Annotated in this window: 9 protein-coding genes; all 9 read left to right on the top strand. The window is 31.2% G+C overall.

Features of this window, described 5'->3' with window-relative positions; all coding sequences use genetic code 11:
• The first annotated feature begins 133 nt into the window (after positions 1-133).
• The 9 genes from OCV55_RS04010 (at position 134) to OCV55_RS03975 (ending at position 16091) form a co-directional block, all read left to right on the top strand.
• Positions 134-319 carry a hypothetical protein gene (locus OCV55_RS04010; protein ID WP_147338256.1) on the top strand — a complete coding sequence of 62 codons (186 nt, stop codon included), beginning with the start codon at positions 134-136 and terminating at the stop codon, positions 317-319.
• 22 nt (positions 320-341) lie between these two features.
• Positions 342-1421: a hypothetical protein gene (locus tag OCV55_RS04005; RefSeq protein WP_147579875.1), complete on the top strand. Its 1080-nt coding sequence runs from the start codon at positions 342-344 to the stop codon at positions 1419-1421.
• 93 nt (positions 1422-1514) lie between these two features.
• The gene (locus OCV55_RS14075; protein ID WP_370747613.1) at positions 1515-1628 is read left to right on the top strand and encodes a DUF3789 domain-containing protein; all 114 of its coding nucleotides are present in this window, start codon (positions 1515-1517) and stop codon (positions 1626-1628) included.
• A 59-nt stretch (positions 1629-1687) separates the two neighbouring features.
• Positions 1688-2347, top strand: a complete 660-nt coding sequence (locus OCV55_RS04000; RefSeq protein WP_147579874.1) for a hypothetical protein — start codon at positions 1688-1690, stop codon at positions 2345-2347.
• 79 nt (positions 2348-2426) lie between these two features.
• Positions 2427-2717 carry a hypothetical protein gene (locus OCV55_RS03995; protein WP_032089823.1) on the top strand — a complete coding sequence of 97 codons (291 nt, stop codon included), beginning with the start codon at positions 2427-2429 and terminating at the stop codon, positions 2715-2717.
• A complete protein-coding gene (locus OCV55_RS03990) occupies positions 2710-3018 on the top strand; it encodes a type II toxin-antitoxin system RelE/ParE family toxin (protein WP_032089824.1) in 309 nt (102 codons plus the stop codon). The genes OCV55_RS03995 and OCV55_RS03990 overlap by 8 nt, the downstream gene beginning before the upstream one ends.
• Before the next feature lie 346 nt (positions 3019-3364).
• On the top strand, positions 3365-7000 hold the full coding sequence (locus tag OCV55_RS03985; protein WP_147579873.1) for a SpaA isopeptide-forming pilin-related protein: 3636 nt from the start codon (positions 3365-3367) through the stop codon (positions 6998-7000).
• Positions 7001-7150: 150 nt separating this feature from the next.
• Positions 7151-7846: a hypothetical protein gene (locus tag OCV55_RS03980; protein ID WP_117852038.1), complete on the top strand. Its 696-nt coding sequence runs from the start codon at positions 7151-7153 to the stop codon at positions 7844-7846.
• A 10-nt stretch (positions 7847-7856) separates the two neighbouring features.
• Entirely contained in the window at positions 7857-16091 is an 8235-nt protein-coding gene (locus tag OCV55_RS03975) for a DUF6908 domain-containing protein (RefSeq protein ID WP_267309809.1), read from the top strand.
• The last annotated feature ends 1 nt before the right edge of the window (position 16092 follow it).

Genomic DNA, 16092 nt, shown 5'->3' with positions numbered 1-16092 from the left:
GTTATCTGGATTAAGTTTTTCTTTCTTCAAACAAGCAAATTACTTATACATGACGAAAGCATATGTAGAGTGTAATGTTTTGGAAACAAAAGAGTATTCGCTCGTTCGTCGAAATAAGGGATATACAACTTTTATGATGAAAAATCAGAATGATATTGGAGAAGATTTTAAAGTTATTGAAGATATTATTGGAAAAATAGATTCATATGAAGTTAATCAAGAAAATAGTTATCTAATAAGATTACAAAATAAAAAGGAAAAGATTGTCCGTTTTAATAATTATAATCAGTTTACATTATTTAGTTTAGATGTTGATTAAGAGAAAAGAAAGGAGAAAACTTATGATTAAAAAAATACTTATTGGAATTGTTACGGCTGGTATGATATTAACAACTATTCCAACAGTAAATGCGGAAGATGAAATTACATTAAATGAAGTGACTGATCAAATAATCGATATTTCAGATAAGTATAATTCAGCTGGTATTACATCGGGACAATTATTGAATTTAATTACACTAACTCAAACGGATGATGAATTATTAGATACTATATCATTAGATAAAAATAATTTATTCGATACATCTATACCAAAAAAAGTAAATATACAATCATCACGAAGTGGAGATTTGTATGATGGAAACCCACCTGCATCTAAAGGGGAACAAAAAGATCGAATGAAATATATTAGATCTGTATATGATAATGAATATAACGATGGAAATCATGATGAAAGCATATATATTTTGTATTTGTATACCTCTCATTATATTGAAAATATAAACTATGATAAGAGTTTTTCAGATGAAAAAAATTTCGGACATCCTGTATATGCAAATATTATTTCGCAAAATGATATAGATGCATATGAACAATTTTATAAAGCACAAGCAGGTGTCGCTATTTATAAAGCATTTAGAACTTATACAATCGGAATAAAGAATTTTATTGAAAATGGTGCTAATTATACACTTATGAATGAATTGCTTGGATCAATAAAAGAAAATATGGATGATGAGTATTCAAAATATATAACAGCTCTTGATGCAGCTGGAATAACAAATAGTACTGATATTTTAGCAACAAGTGCCAAAATGTATAATGCATTTACTGGTGCTTTAGATAATGGAAAAACAAAAGAAGAAGAAATAATAGATTATATGAACAGCCAATTGGAACCTGGATTACAAGGGATGGTTTCTAGTACGTATTTCGGATTTGTGAAAAATATATTAGATAAATTAAGTGGTTCAGGAGCAGCAACTGGATTATTTTCTTCAGTTTTATCTGGAGTTGTTTACTATTTTGATACACTTGCAAATGTAATACCTACTTTGTCGCTTGCAGGCTTGTATTATTCTTATCAAATGAGGAAAGCAGAAAGATTAGGTATCTACTATGGATTAAAACCAAGACCATAAAATGAAATAATTTAATAGTTAACATCAAAACTAAATGTTTTAAAAGGCCTATAGCAATGACTATAGGTCTTTTTTTGAAGGAAGGTGGATATTATGAAGGAAGTAATAATTATTATTGTTTCAATGCAAATTGGTGCACTAATAGGTGTTTTCACAATGTGCTTTTTACAAATTAATAAAGGAAATAGTAAATTTGATAATAAGTAAACAGAAGTCTAAACTGTATATGAAATAAATAATGATGAATAAAAGGAGATGAAGAAAGTATGAAAAAAAGCAGTATTATAGCTATTGGATTATCTACACTGTTGGTTGTTTGTAATGCACTACCAATGAACAACCATGTAGAAAGTAAAAAAGAAGAAGTTATTTCACAAAAAGAGGCATCAAAAAAGAAAATAAAGAAAAAGGATGTATCTAAAGATGAAACCGATGAAAGTGATGAAACTGTAAATGATACTTCCAAACAAACAGCAGAAGAAAATACGATTCAGGAAGAACAAGAATCTGTAAAAAGTGATGTGCAAACTCAAGAGAAAACGAGTAATCAAAATACTCATGAAAATAAAATACAAAAGAAAGTTGAAATAAAACAAACACCAGCACAACCTGTTGAAAGCAATCAGTCTTCTGTAACACCAAGTCAGCCAACATCAAATGGAAATACTACTAATGCACAACAAACTCAAAAGGAAGAACAAACAAAAATTTTAAGAGTGACATATTGGGTTAAATGTGATTGTGGAAAAGAACTGACACATTCAATAGATTATAAAGATTACGAGTCTTACTATAATAGCAACGATTACTCAGTAAAGATTTTAATTAACCAATTATTAGATGAAGGGCATTGTGCTGGAAATGAAGAAGTATGTGGTGCTTCTCATTATCGATATGGTACAAATGAAAATTGGATAAAAGGTTAAGTGAAATTTTACGAAGTATATTACGTTGAATATGACGTAAAATAATAGTATAATGACTTTAATAAAAGGAGGAGAGAATATGCCAAATATAAAACCTATCTCTGATTTAAGAAATTACAGCGCAGTACTTGAAGATGTTACTGTTGGTTCTCCTGTTTATTTAACAAAAAATGGCCATGGTTGTTATACTATTATGGATATAAATGAACAAGAAGAAATGTCAAGAAAGGCGAGAAAGTATGACAAGATGGTAGCAGAACTAGAAGTAATGAAAATGTTAAATGAAGGCTTAGCTTCAGCAAATGAAGAAGGCTGGATTGATGAAGATTCAATGAGATCACATTTTAAGGAAAGATTTGAAAATGAATAAGATACACTATTCACCAAAGTCACAACGAGATCTTGATGAAATTTATGATTATATTAAATATAAATTATGTAGTCCAATAGCTGCAAAGAATACAGTATCAGGAATTTTAGATAAGATAGAAAATCTAAAGAGTCATTCAGATATTGGAAATATATGGTATCTTGAAAATGATGTAAACAGTGGATACAGATATGTTCATTATAAAAACTATGTTGTCTTTTACATGGTAAAGAATGATGATGTCTATATCGTAAGAATACTTCATAGACTTCAAAATTATGTAAGTCAATTATTTTTGTAGAAATTAGATTGATAAGTAAATCATTATCAAATTATGTAGAAACATGATAGAATTAAATACGGATAAAGAATAAGTAAATAGTTTATCATAGACAATTACTGAAAATTCAAAATATTACCAACAAATTTTTATAAAAATCTCTCATTCTTTATCCATTTAATATTATAAGCAGGCAGGTCGATATGATCTGTCTTTTTTTGTTGGAGGAATATATGTATTTAAATAAATGGGTATTCAAGCCATAGGACAATCGAAAGATTGTCCTTTTTGCATTTAATAAACAAAAGAAGTAGAGCAATGTTTGAAACTTGCATTGCAAACAATAAATAACAGGAGAAAAAGTAAAATGAAAAATAAACTTTCTAAACTATATAAGATTTTTTTAGCAGTAGGAATGGTATTTTCAATGTGTTTCAATACGCTTGGAATGAGTGTCGTAAATGCTTATGATCCATCCGTTCCTAAAGAATTTACAAGAGTGAAAAATATCAAGTATCCAGAATGGTGGGGCAGAAAGATTCCATCCATTGCTTCATGGTCAACATATTCATGTAAATACGATGGCAAATGGGCTTTCTGTTTGGAAGCAGAAAAGAAAACACCTGCAAGCGGTAAATATCCTGCACAGGTCATTGAAAATAATGAAAACGTAAGAAAGCTTCTTTACTATGGCTTTGGAGGTCCAGCAGCCTATGGTGAATTTGCTGCGGATGCAGATCTAAAGACAGCTATCTGTCCAGATGACCCTCTTACAAATGATGATATCAAATATCTTTTGACACATATCTTTTTAAGTGGTGCTTATTCAGGACAATGGAAAGGTTTTGATGAAAACTTGTTCAACCAAACATTCGGAAGTAATTATGGTACAAATATCATGAACATCTATCGCCGAATCATTTCATTACCAGATCCAGGTAATGGTGTTTCTTGGGAAGGCAACAAATCAGGGAACAGAGCATTGTTTAAAGCAAGCTATGATAAGACAAATAAGCAACAAGTTACAAATACTGTGAAGTTAAATGGTGCTTCTTCTGCTGAAGTGAATATCCCATTGGCTTCAAATGTGACAATTCACATTGCTGGAACTTCTGCAAGACAAACAGGTGGTACTGCAAAAGTTTATGGCGGACAAAGCTTTTATTTCACAGCGCCATGTCAAAATTCACCATCAAATTTTGTGAGTGATAATGTATGCGGAAGCGGATGTGAACGATTTACAGCATTAGCTATTCATGATGGAGGTGCAGGAACTCAAGCACAAGGAACTTGGAATATGGATCCTGATGATACACGTCTATATTTAAATATTGAATGGCTTGATTTTGGTTCTTTGGAATTAACTAAAAAGAATACAAATCAAGATCTCATTGATGGTGCAAAATTCAATATCAAATCTGTTTCATATGATGGTTATAATGAAAATACTGTTGTAAAAAATGGAAAAATCAAAGTGAATGATTTATTGGTTGGAACTTATGAAGTCAAGGAAACAGAAGCACCTCATGGATATCTTTTAAATACAGATACTTTTACAGTCAAAGTAGAAAAAGATAAGACAACAGTATTGAGTGTTACAGATGATGAACCTAAAGGAAATATTGATTTCCAAAAAGAAATCGATACTTCTAAAACGAATGGTCTAAAAGGTGATGCTACTACTGAAGGTGTTACTTTTGAATTACACGCAAATGAAAAGATTACAAATCAGGCTGGAACAAAAACTTACTATGAAAAAGGTGCATTGGTATCAATTAAGAAAACAGATGCCAATGGAAAGATTGCTTGGAGTGAATTGCCATTAGGAAAATATTACATTCAAGAATCAAAGACAAATGATTCATTGGTCTTCAATAATGCAAAGATCAGTGTATCAATTGATTATGAAGGACAAACAGTTTCAAAAGTATCAAGAAGTGCAAAAGGTACTAACAGAGTGAATATGCAAAAGATCCAAGTTTTCAAATCAGGAGAAAAGGACAGTATTTCAGGTCTTGTAAAAGGATTACAAGGAGCAGAGTTCACGTTCAAATTGTACAGTGAAGTTAACCATGTCGGATGGGATAACGCTACAACTTATGCAGTCATCACAACTGATTCAAATGGTAAAGCAAATACACCATATCTTCCTTACGGGAAATATATCGTCAAAGAAACAAAGACACCTAAAGATTATATTACAGCACCAGATTTCACAATTTCAGTAACAGATGATTACAGTGAATATAAAGATGTTGAACAGGTAAAACGTGTCAATGTGAATAACCGACCATTTACGTCACAACTTAAAATTATCAAATTAGATGCTGAATCAGGAAAGAAAGTCACATTAAATGGTGCATCATTTAAAATCAAAGATTCAAAAGGAAACTATGTTGTACAAAAAGTTGGCGGTAAAAAATATGACACATTTACAACTAATTCTAAAAACGTTGTTACAGTAAAGGATGCTGAAGAAGGAACAGTAACACTTCCTTTACAGTTAGACGCGGGAGATTATTCTATCGAAGAAGTAGAAACACCTAAAGGCTTCTTGCAACTAGAACAACCTGTGAAATTCACAATTACAAATACAAGAGATTATGACAAGGATGAGGATGAAGATCCAATTCTAACTGTGAAAGTTAAAAATGCACAGCCAAAAGGAAAAATCATTTTAACAAAGACAGACAAGGCTACAAATGAAGCACTAGCTGATGTTGAATATGAATTAACTGCCAAAGAAAACATCTACAGTGCAGTTGATGGTACTTTACGCTATGCAAAAGGAGCTACTGTTGCTAAAGGAAAAACAGATGGCAATGGAAAACTTGTCATTGATTCGTTATTCATGGGCAAATATGAATTAAAGGAAACTTTAACAAATGAAGGATATGTGCTTTCAGAAAAAGTACATCAAATCAATCTTGAACAAAAAGATCTAACAACTAAAGAATATGTCATTACAAAGAATGTAACGAACATTGCACCTCATGGTGAAATCCATGTGCAAAAAAGAGACAGAGATACATTAGAAGATCTTTCAGGTGTTACTTTCCAATTAATAGCAAAAGAAGGCATCTATTCACTAGATGGAAGAAATACACTTCTTTATAAAAAAGGTGAAGCTGTTTCAATGGATATTTCAGAAAACGGATATTATGTGACTAATGAATTAGGTGAAATTCTTATTTCAGGACTACCACTTGGAAAATATGAGTTGAAAGAAGTTCAAGAATTAGAAGGATATGTTAAAAACAATAAAGTCTATGACATTGACTTAAGCTATGATCACACAGATAAGATCATCTATTCAAAAGAACTTGATGTTCTTAATAAAAAGACAGCAACTGAAATTTCAAAAGTAGATGCAACTAATGAAAAAGAACTTGAAGGTGCGAAACTTTCATTAAGAGATGAAGATGGAAATCTTGTAGAAGAATGGACATCAACAAAAGATGTTCACATTATCAGAGGTCTTGTATCAGGTAAAAAATATATCTTGCATGAAGATCTTGCACCATTAGGATATGCAACAGCAAGTGATGTAACATTTACAGTAAATGAAGATGGAAGTGTGACTAAAGTTAAAATGAAAGATGAAATCACAAAGGTAGATATTTCAAAAGTAGATGCAACAACTGGAAAAGAAATTGAAGGAGCTAAACTTACCTTAAAAGACAAGGAAACAGGTGAAGTAGTTGAATCATGGACTTCTGGAAAAGAACCACACCGAATCGAAGGATTAACTGTTTCAAAAACTTATGTTCTTCATGAAGATTTAGCACCTGCAGGTTACAATGTTGCAAGTGATGTTGAATTTACAATCTCTAATACAGGAGAAGTTCAAAAAGTGGTCATGAAAGATGAAGCAAAACCTGTTGTTGTAAAAACAGGTGATGATAGTAATATCAGTTTCTATGTTGCAATGGGAATGTTTGCTTTAGGTTTGATCGTATGTTTCTATGCAAAAAGAAAATATGGAGAAAAGAATGACAAATAATGTCTGTTCGGTTTTAGCTTCACTTCTTATTCTTTTTGGAGTTGCTGGTTTAAAAATATATATTCAAATCAGACATCTGAAACAGATTAGACAGAAAATGAAGGGGAGAAATTTCTCCCTTTTTTCATTTGATAGAAAGGAAGATAAAAAGTGAAAGAATTACAAATAAAAGAGATTTGCCAAGAAATAATCGATAAACAGACCAAATGTAATTATTCAGTTGAGTATATCCTTAAAAACAAGGATGATATCGTTCGTGCAGTTGCTGTAAATAAACATACAAAAAGCACTATCCAACTTGATATTGTCGATGGTCGAAATCATACACAGAATCTTGATTATTTTAACTTCAATCCAGATTTGTTTTTGTTTAGTGATTTAGAAAGAGAATATGAATTGCTTTATGCACCGTTGAATGTTCATTACGATATTTGGCGCTATTCTAAAGAAAATCATGAAACTCTTATTCATAAAAAAGGAATGAATCTTTATTTTGATTTTTGTAAGCGGAAAGATATTACAGAAAATACAATGTTCTTATTGAGTCTTAATAAAATAGATATTTCAAAATTCTATCATGAAAAAAATGGCTCGTATGAAATCATTCAGGAAATGCATATCAATGATGATTCGATTGTTATAGGATACAGTCCTACATCTCCAGCTAAATTTGTTACTTGGGAAACAAATGGAAATAGAAAATATGGATTCTATACAGGACATTATTTTAATGATTATGAAGAAGCATATAAGGATATGGAGAAACGTTCAAAATATTTACTTGAGCAGAATCTGTGTAGAAAAAGGAACTTTTTAAGAAAAAATAAAATAAATCAAGAAAGGTAGGTGAGATGAAATGAATAAACTAGATACATTATATGAACTTCTTGAAAAATCATGTCATGATATTATTCAAAGTGAGGAATCATGGCTTTCATTTTTAAAAACATCCGGCTATCTTTATAATTTTAATTTTACCAACCAACTATTGATCTATCAGCAAAGACCTGATGCAAAAGCCTGTACGGACTTTGAAACATGGAATAATAGGATGAACAGGTGGATCAAAAAAGGTTCAAAAGGTATAGCACTTATAGACGATGATGGTCGATATACAAAAATAAGATATGTTTTTGATATTGCTGATACAAGGAGTCCACATAATAGAGAACTTCATTTATGGAGTGTACAAGAGTCGTTTCATAAACAATTGATTGATAGAATTGCAAAACAATTTGATATGACTTCAAATGATGAGGATTTAGGAAGTTTCATCAAAGAAATTGCAAAGGAACAGACAGGCTATTATGTGGATGATTATTTTAAAAGGTTGATGAAATTAAAAGACGGTTCTTTGCTAGAAAGCTATGGGGAAAATGAACTAAAGAATCTTTATAGAAATCTTTTAGAAAATTCAGTTGCCTACAGTTTAATGAGCAGATGTGATATTGAAACAAAATTTTATTTCGAAGCGGATGATTTTATATCAATAGAACTTTTTAATACACCTGAAATGTTGGGAGTAATAGGTAATTCCTTTCAAGAAGAAAGTAATTCACTTTTAAATGTGATTTTTCATATTACAAAAGAATTGATAATTCAAAATCGCACATTTGAAAATAACAATCGTTTAGTAGATGATAAAATTGAAAAAAATGAAGGGAGTGTTATCAATGGAACAAATCACATACTCAACAGTGGGAGATTATCAAATGCCCAATTTGACAGTAGACAAGGAGATACCTTTAGGAAAATACGCAATGATGAAGAAAAAATATCTGAAGGAACAGCAACCAGAAATTCTCTTTTCACTTCGAGTAAGGAATCAACTGAACTCTTACTTAATGGAAACAGAGAAGAAGGCAAACGAAATGATGGAAATGTTGATGAAGGAATTGTTAACGAAAAATCCAGCACCAAACAAAGAGATACATCAGATGGAATGGGTACAGCATATGAACAACCTTCAAAAAACAGCGGAAGAAATCATTCTGAAGGAAATAATCTACAATTAGATTTAGGAATTAAAGAAGTCGATAAGGAAAAGGGTGGCGATAATGTATTGCCACCCTTTGATTTAAGTGATTTACCTCAACTCTTAAGAGAAGATGTTTCATTGCAACATAGCAAAGAAGAAATTATTCAGTATTTTCATGAGCACACCGATGAAATTGAAAGGGCAAATTATTTAAAAGAATGTTATGATGATACGCTTGTTCAAACATTCAGGTGTCCAGAACATTATGACTATAGTTATCTTGGATATAAAAAAAGAAATGATGGATTGGATGTATGGAGTGGTAACTACTTGAATATGAAAAGCAAATCGTACTTGTCTTTTTTTCAACTTCAAAGTTATCTTGCAAAAATTATTGAAAAAGATGAATATCTTACATCGCTTTATGAAAATGAATCAGGATTAAAAAGGGCATATGAAAACAAAATCATCAATGCAAATGTTTTTTATCATGTTTTTCAGTATAACGATGAACTTTTAGAATCTGCAGGAAGAATCATTGAGTTTTTTCAAACACATGACAGTGATGAAGAACGTTGTGAATATGTTCAGCATATATATCCTGACAGTATAAGAGAATGGAAAGTTGATGACGTCATTCTTGGATATGACAGATTAGATGATGGGTTGCATATTTATTTAGGAACTTTTGATAATCAAGTTGTTTCTTATGATTATTCATGGAATTTTGTTGCTAAAGAAATTGATGGCATGATATTATCTCGATATTTTGCACCAGATATACAGATTCCATCACTGGAGGAACAAAAAAATGTAGTATATGAGAATATTCAAAATTTTGAAAATGGAATCTATTTTTCACAACAGGAAATAGATAGAGTATTGACTCGTGGAAGTGGATTTGAAGAAGGCAAATACCGAATCAATCAAATGTTTTCAAAAAATACTACATTGAAAGAAAAGGTTCAGTTTCTAAAAAAAGAATATGGAGAGGGTGGAAGTTCTCCTGCAGTAGGTTTTATAAATGTCAATTATGATGCTAAGGGAATGAGTTTAAGTCGTTATCGTGAGATTGGAAAAGATGAAATCAAAATCACTTTAAAATGGGATAAGGTTGCTAAAAGGATAGATGAACTTATTCAGCTTGACAGGTATCTTAATAAAAAAGAAAAAGAATATTATCCAGCATTCTTGCAAAATCAACTTCAACATCAACTCGAATATGAAAGGAAAAGTATTAATCAAAGTATTATCCCTGAATCTTCCGATGATTTACAGAATGAAAATATTTCAAAAGAGTATCAATGGAACTTGGGAGACAGCGTATATGTTGGAGCAACGGAATACAAAATTATTGAAAGTGGTAATGAAATAACTTTACAGGATGAAAGCTTCCCATTGTTTTTAGAATATTATTCTAAAGATGATTTTCTCAAATTGTTAAAAGAAAACCCATTAAATGACCATTTGTTAAAAACAATAACACAGGAAGTTCAAGATATAAACATTGATAGTTCAAACCGTGCAATCATTAGGAGGTACCTTCCTGACCTTGAAGATCAAATTAAGCGTTCTATGATTTATCCCGCATTACGTGATAGTGATACAACAGATGAAGAGGCAGAAGATTATATTCGAGAAGAATTGATTTCTATTATGCCTTCTTATGAAACGAAGGATCCAAATTTTTATAACAGATATCTTAATGATGATGATTTTAGAAATTCACTTGTTGATTATTTGATTGATAGAACTTATGAAGATTATTCAATATCTAATGATATTTTCAACAAAGAAAATAAAGAAAATAGACAGTTGTTTGAAAAAATGAAAAAAATAGTACCACGTATTATGAATGAAATCTCTGGTTTTTGTAACATGATAACTGCAAGTGACAATGATCCTTTGATGATTTTATATGATCATGATGAAAAAACAATAGACATGTTCCATTATTATGAGGTAAATGGTATAGAAGTAAGTGAGCCTTATATGACCTTTAAAGTTGATTTTTCAAAAGAACTGTTAGAGCCGATTTCATATAAAAATGACTCAATTGATATTGAAATTTCTTCTGATAATAAAAATAAAGACGCTTTATCAACCAAAGATGATTTAGAAAATTATGCAAATCAATGGCTTGATAAACTTTTAGAAAAAAATTATATAGTTGAATCCGAGCAAGTATTTAAGGATAGCATTAACAAAAGAGAAATTTATCATATAGATTATGATGGCTCTTTTATTGTTTATACTGACATGCCTTATTCTTTAGTAAAGGAGTTCGCAGATAATTATAATTATATTGTCTCAGATAAGATTCAAAAAGAAGATGTTTCAATTGATCCTGTTCAATCTAAAAAGATAAATTATCAAATCATGGATAAAGATTTAGGTAAAAGAACTCCAAAAGAAAGATACAACGATAACGTAGCAGCAATCAGACTGCTTTTTTCTTTAGAAAAACAAGGAAGAAATGCAACAAAAGATGAACAGGATATTTTGTCACGATATGTTGGCTGGGGAGGATTAGCAGATGTTTTTGATGAAAGTAAATCGAACTGGGCTAATGAATATCTTGAACTCAAATCACTGTTGAGTGAGGAAGAATATAAAAGTGCAAGAGAGTCAACACTGACTTCTTTTTATACTTCACCTGTTGTTATCGAAAGTATCTATAAGGCATTGAACAATTTAGGATTCAGACATGGTAATATTTTAGAACCATCATGTGGTATTGGTAATTTCTTTGGTATGCTTCCAGATGAAATGAAGGGTTCAAAGATGTATGGTGTGGAGTTGGATTCGATCAGTGGTCGTATTGCAAAACAGCTTTATCAAAATTCAAATATTGCAATAGAAGGTTATGAGGAAACTAAGTTACCAGATAGTTTTTTCGATGTAGCTGTTGGAAATGTGCCATTTGGAAACTTTAAGGTCGTAGATAAAAAATATGACAGGCTGAATTTCAATATCCACGATTACTTTTTTGCAAAAACAATCGACAAGGTAAGACCAAATGGGATCATTGCTTTTGTAACTTCACGCTATACAATGGATAAAAGAAACAGCAATGTAAGAAGATATATCAATGAAAGATGTGAACTTTTAGGTGCTATCCGTTTGCCTAATGATGCTTTTGGTGATACAAAAGCGGTCAGTGATATTCTATTTCTTCAAAAAAGAGAGCGTCCTGTTTTAAAAGATGATGATTGGGTTTCAACAGGGATAACAGAAGAAGGATATGTCATCAATCAATATTATATTGATCACCCTGAAATGATCTTAGGAACAATTGAAAAAACACATGCAATGTATGGCAGAGAGGATATAACGGTCGTAGGATATGATGAACCTCTCAATGAATCATTAGGAAAAGCCATCTATAATATCAAAGGTCATATAGATGAATTTGATATTGTGGAAGAAAATGAATATGAGATTGAAAGTATACCTGCTGATCCGCAGATAAGAAATTATTCCTATACTGTTATAGGCGATAAGGTCTATTATAGAGAAAATTCTTTAATGAATAAAGTTGATGTTGGTGATACAACATTTAAAAGAATAAAAGGCATGATTAGAATACGTGATACTGTCAGAGATTTGATTACCTATCAAAGTGAAGATTATCCAGAGGAAATGATTGCTAAAAAGCAAAGAGAATTGAATGATTACTATGATGTTTTTACTCAAGCATATGGTTTGCTCAACAGTCGAGGTAATACCATTGCATTTAGAGAAGACAGTTCGTTCTATCTTTTATGTTCTTTAGAAAATTTAAATGAAGATGGAACTTTAAAATCTAAAGCAGCCATGTTTACTCAAAGAACGATTCGTAAAAAGAAAGAGTTTAACAATGTTGCTACAGCTAATGAGGCATTGATGGTGTCTTTAAGTGAAAAAGCAAAAGTCGACATTAATTATATGAGTGAATTGACGGGCATAAGTAATGAAAAAATCAAAGAAGATTTAGATAGTATCATATTTAAAGTCCCTAGTGTTTTAAATGAAGAACAGGAAGAATATGTAACAGCTGATGAATACCTTAGTGGAAATATCAGAGAAAAATTAGAAATAGCTAAAATGTCAGCAGCAATTGATCCAAAGTATCAAAAGAATGTAGAGGCTTTAGAAAAGGCAATGCCTAAAGAACTTACAGCCAGTGAAATTGAGGTCAGACTTGGGGCAACTTGGATTCCAGTAGAAATCTATCAGCAGTTTCTTTATGAGTTACTTGATACACCTAGCTGGGTAAGAAACTATACGAAGATTTCTTATTCTTCTTATAATGCTAATTGGAATATCAGTGCAAAGAATATGGATAAAGAAAGTGTAAAAGCTGATAAGACTTATGGCACTTCAAGAGCAAACGCATATAGATTGATGGAAGATTGTCTTAATTTGAAACAGACAAAAATATTTGATTATGAATATGATGATGACGGTAATAAACAAGCGATTCTTAATAAAAAGGAAACGATGATTGCTCAACAAAAACAGGATACAATCAAAGAAAGATTCAATAATTGGATTTGGAAAGATCCTCAAAGACGTGAAGAATTAACACAGATTTACAATCGATTATTCAATAGCATAAGACCCCGTGAATATAATGGTGATCATTTAGAGTTTCCGGGAATGAATCCTGAAATTACTTTACGAAAACATCAGAAAGACGCCATAGCACATATTCTTTATGGTCAAAATGTTCTTCTTGCTCACGTAGTGGGGGCAGGAAAGACTTTTGAAATGACGGCAGCATGTATGGAATTAAAAAGATTAGGTTTAGCACAAAAGCCAATGTTTGTTGTTCCCAACCATTTAGTTGAGCAATGGGGAGCAGAATTTTTGCAACTCTATCCAAGTGCCAACATTCTAGTTGCAACAAAAAGAGATTTTGAAAAGAAAAATAGAAAAAAGCTGTTTTCTAAAATGGCAACTGGTGAATTTGATGCTATCATCATAGGACATTCACAATTTGAAAAAATACCCATGTCAATTGAAAGGCAGAAGATGAATATTGAAAATGAAATTGAAGAAATTACAAATGGAATAAGTTCTTTAAAAGCAAACAATGGAGAAAGATTTACAATCAAACAGTTAGAAAGAACCAAGAAAGGGTTAAAAGCAAAACTCGAAAAACTGAATAAGAATGATAGAAAAGACGATCTAATTACTTTTGAAGAAATAGGAGTGGATCGTCTTTTTGTTGATGAAGCACATTTTTATAAAAATCTTTTTCTATTTACAAAGATGAATAATGTATCAGGACTTTCTACAACAGATGCACAAAAATCTTCAGATCTTTATTTGAAGTGTAGGTATTTGGATGAAATTACAGGAGGAAAGGGGGTTGTTTTCGCGACAGGAACACCTATTTCCAACTCGATGACGGAAATGTATACGATGCAGCGTTATTTGCAGTATTCCACTCTAGTTAAGCATAATCTTCAGCATTTTGATTGTTGGGCTTCTACTTTTGGAGAAACAAGCACGAGTATTGAACTTGCCCCTGAAGGTTCTGGATACAGGATGAAGACTCGTTTTTCTAAATTCTTCAATCTTCCTGAATTGATTAATATGTTCAAGGAAGTAGCAGATATTAAGACTGCTGATATGTTGAATCTTCCTGTTCCTAATGCCCATTACCAAAATGTGGCAGTTAAACCTTCTGATATTCAAAAAGAACTTGTTGAAAGCTTAGGTGAACGTGCTCAAAAAATTAGAGATGGAACAGTTGATCCTCATGAGGATAATATGCTTAAAATTACGAACGATGGAAGAAAATTGGCACTTGATCAAAGGCTTATCAATGAACTTTTACCAGAAAATAAAAATAGCAAGGTCAATGCCTGTATTAAAAATATATTGAAGATATATCATGAAACAGTGGAAGAAAAAAGTACACAGCTAGTTTTTTGCGATATGTCTACTCCTCGTAATGATGTATTCAATGTCTACGATGAAATTAGAAATAAACTATTAGAAGAAGGAATCCCTGAAAGTGAAATTGCATATATCCATAATGCAAAAACAGATGTTAAAAAGAAAGAACTCTTTTCTAAGGTTCGAGAAGGTAAAGTGAGAATTTTGATTGGTTCGACAGGTAAAATGGGAGCTGGAACTAATGTACAAGAGCGCTTGATAGCAATACATGATCTGGATTGTCCTTGGCGACCTTCGGACTTGGAGCAACGTGCAGGAAGAATCGTAAGACAAGGAAATAGAAATAAAGATGTCTATATTTATCGTTATGTAACTGAAGGAACATTTGATGCTTATCTATATCAGTTGGTTGAAAATAAACAAAAATTTATAGGGCAAATTATGACAAGTAAATCTCCTGTAAGAAGTGCTGAAGATATAGATGAAGCTTCACTTTCTTATGCAGAGATAAAGGCACTAGCGAGTGGAAATCCCAAAGTGAAAGAAAAGATGGAGCTTGATACAAAAGTATCCAAATTAAAGCTTGCCAAAGCAAACTATCTCTCTCAAAAATATGATTTAGAAGATAGAATTATTAAATATTATCCACAGAAGATTAAATCCATTAAGACAAGGATTGAAGGGCTAGAAAATGATATAAAAGATTTGAAACCTCAAAAAGAGTTTCAGCAAATAAAAATCAAGGATATGTTGATAGTAGATAAAAAACAAGCAGGAAATGCAATAATTCTTGCCTGCAAGGGATATGATGGTCAGGATAAAAAATATATTGGGGATTATAGAGGATTTGATTTGTACATTCAGTTCAACAGTTTAAGTCAATATTACATCATGTCTTTAAAGAAAGAACTTTATTATCCTGTTGAATTAGGAAATGATGTTTATGGAAATCTTACAAGAATTGATAATGCTATTGAAAATATTCCAAAAAGTTTAAAAGTGGAAAAGGAACTTCTTCAAAATACATTGCAACAGTTGCATAATGCTGAACTTGAAGTAGAAAAGCCATTTGAAAAAGAAGATGAATTGAATGATGCCTTAAAGAAACTGTCCAAAATCAATAAAGAACTTGATTTAGATAAGAAAGAAAATATTCCAGATACTTCTGTTCAAAAAAACGATACAGGTATTGGTCGTAAATCAAAAGTAAATAGGATGCGATAAG

It is taken from the genome of [Clostridium] ammoniilyticum, assembly GCF_025566905.1.
GTDB classification, from domain to species: Bacteria; Bacillota_I; Bacilli_A; order Erysipelotrichales; family Coprobacillaceae; genus Faecalibacillus; species Faecalibacillus intestinalis.
The sequence above is the reverse complement of the archived record's forward strand: the minus strand, read 5'-3'. Positions and strand labels throughout refer to the sequence as shown.

Bases quoted from the DNA above. Each gene is read 5' to 3' on its own strand.
- OCV55_RS04010 (WP_147338256.1), top strand. From the start codon at position 134: ATGATGAAAAATCAGAATGATATTGGAGAAGATTTTAAAGTTATTGAA.
- OCV55_RS04005 (WP_147579875.1), top strand. From the start codon at position 342: ATGATTAAAAAAATACTTATTGGAATTGTTACGGCTGGTATGATATTA.
- OCV55_RS14075 (WP_370747613.1), top strand. From the start codon at position 1,515: ATGAAGGAAGTAATAATTATTATTGTTTCAATGCAAATTGGTGCACTA.
- OCV55_RS04000 (WP_147579874.1), top strand. From the start codon at position 1,688: ATGAAAAAAAGCAGTATTATAGCTATTGGATTATCTACACTGTTGGTT.
- OCV55_RS03995 (WP_032089823.1), top strand. From the start codon at position 2,427: ATGCCAAATATAAAACCTATCTCTGATTTAAGAAATTACAGCGCAGTA.
- OCV55_RS03990 (WP_032089824.1), top strand. From the start codon at position 2,710: ATGAATAAGATACACTATTCACCAAAGTCACAACGAGATCTTGATGAA.
- OCV55_RS03985 (WP_147579873.1), top strand. From the start codon at position 3,365: ATGAAAAATAAACTTTCTAAACTATATAAGATTTTTTTAGCAGTAGGA.
- OCV55_RS03975 (WP_267309809.1), top strand. From the start codon at position 7,857: ATGAATAAACTAGATACATTATATGAACTTCTTGAAAAATCATGTCAT.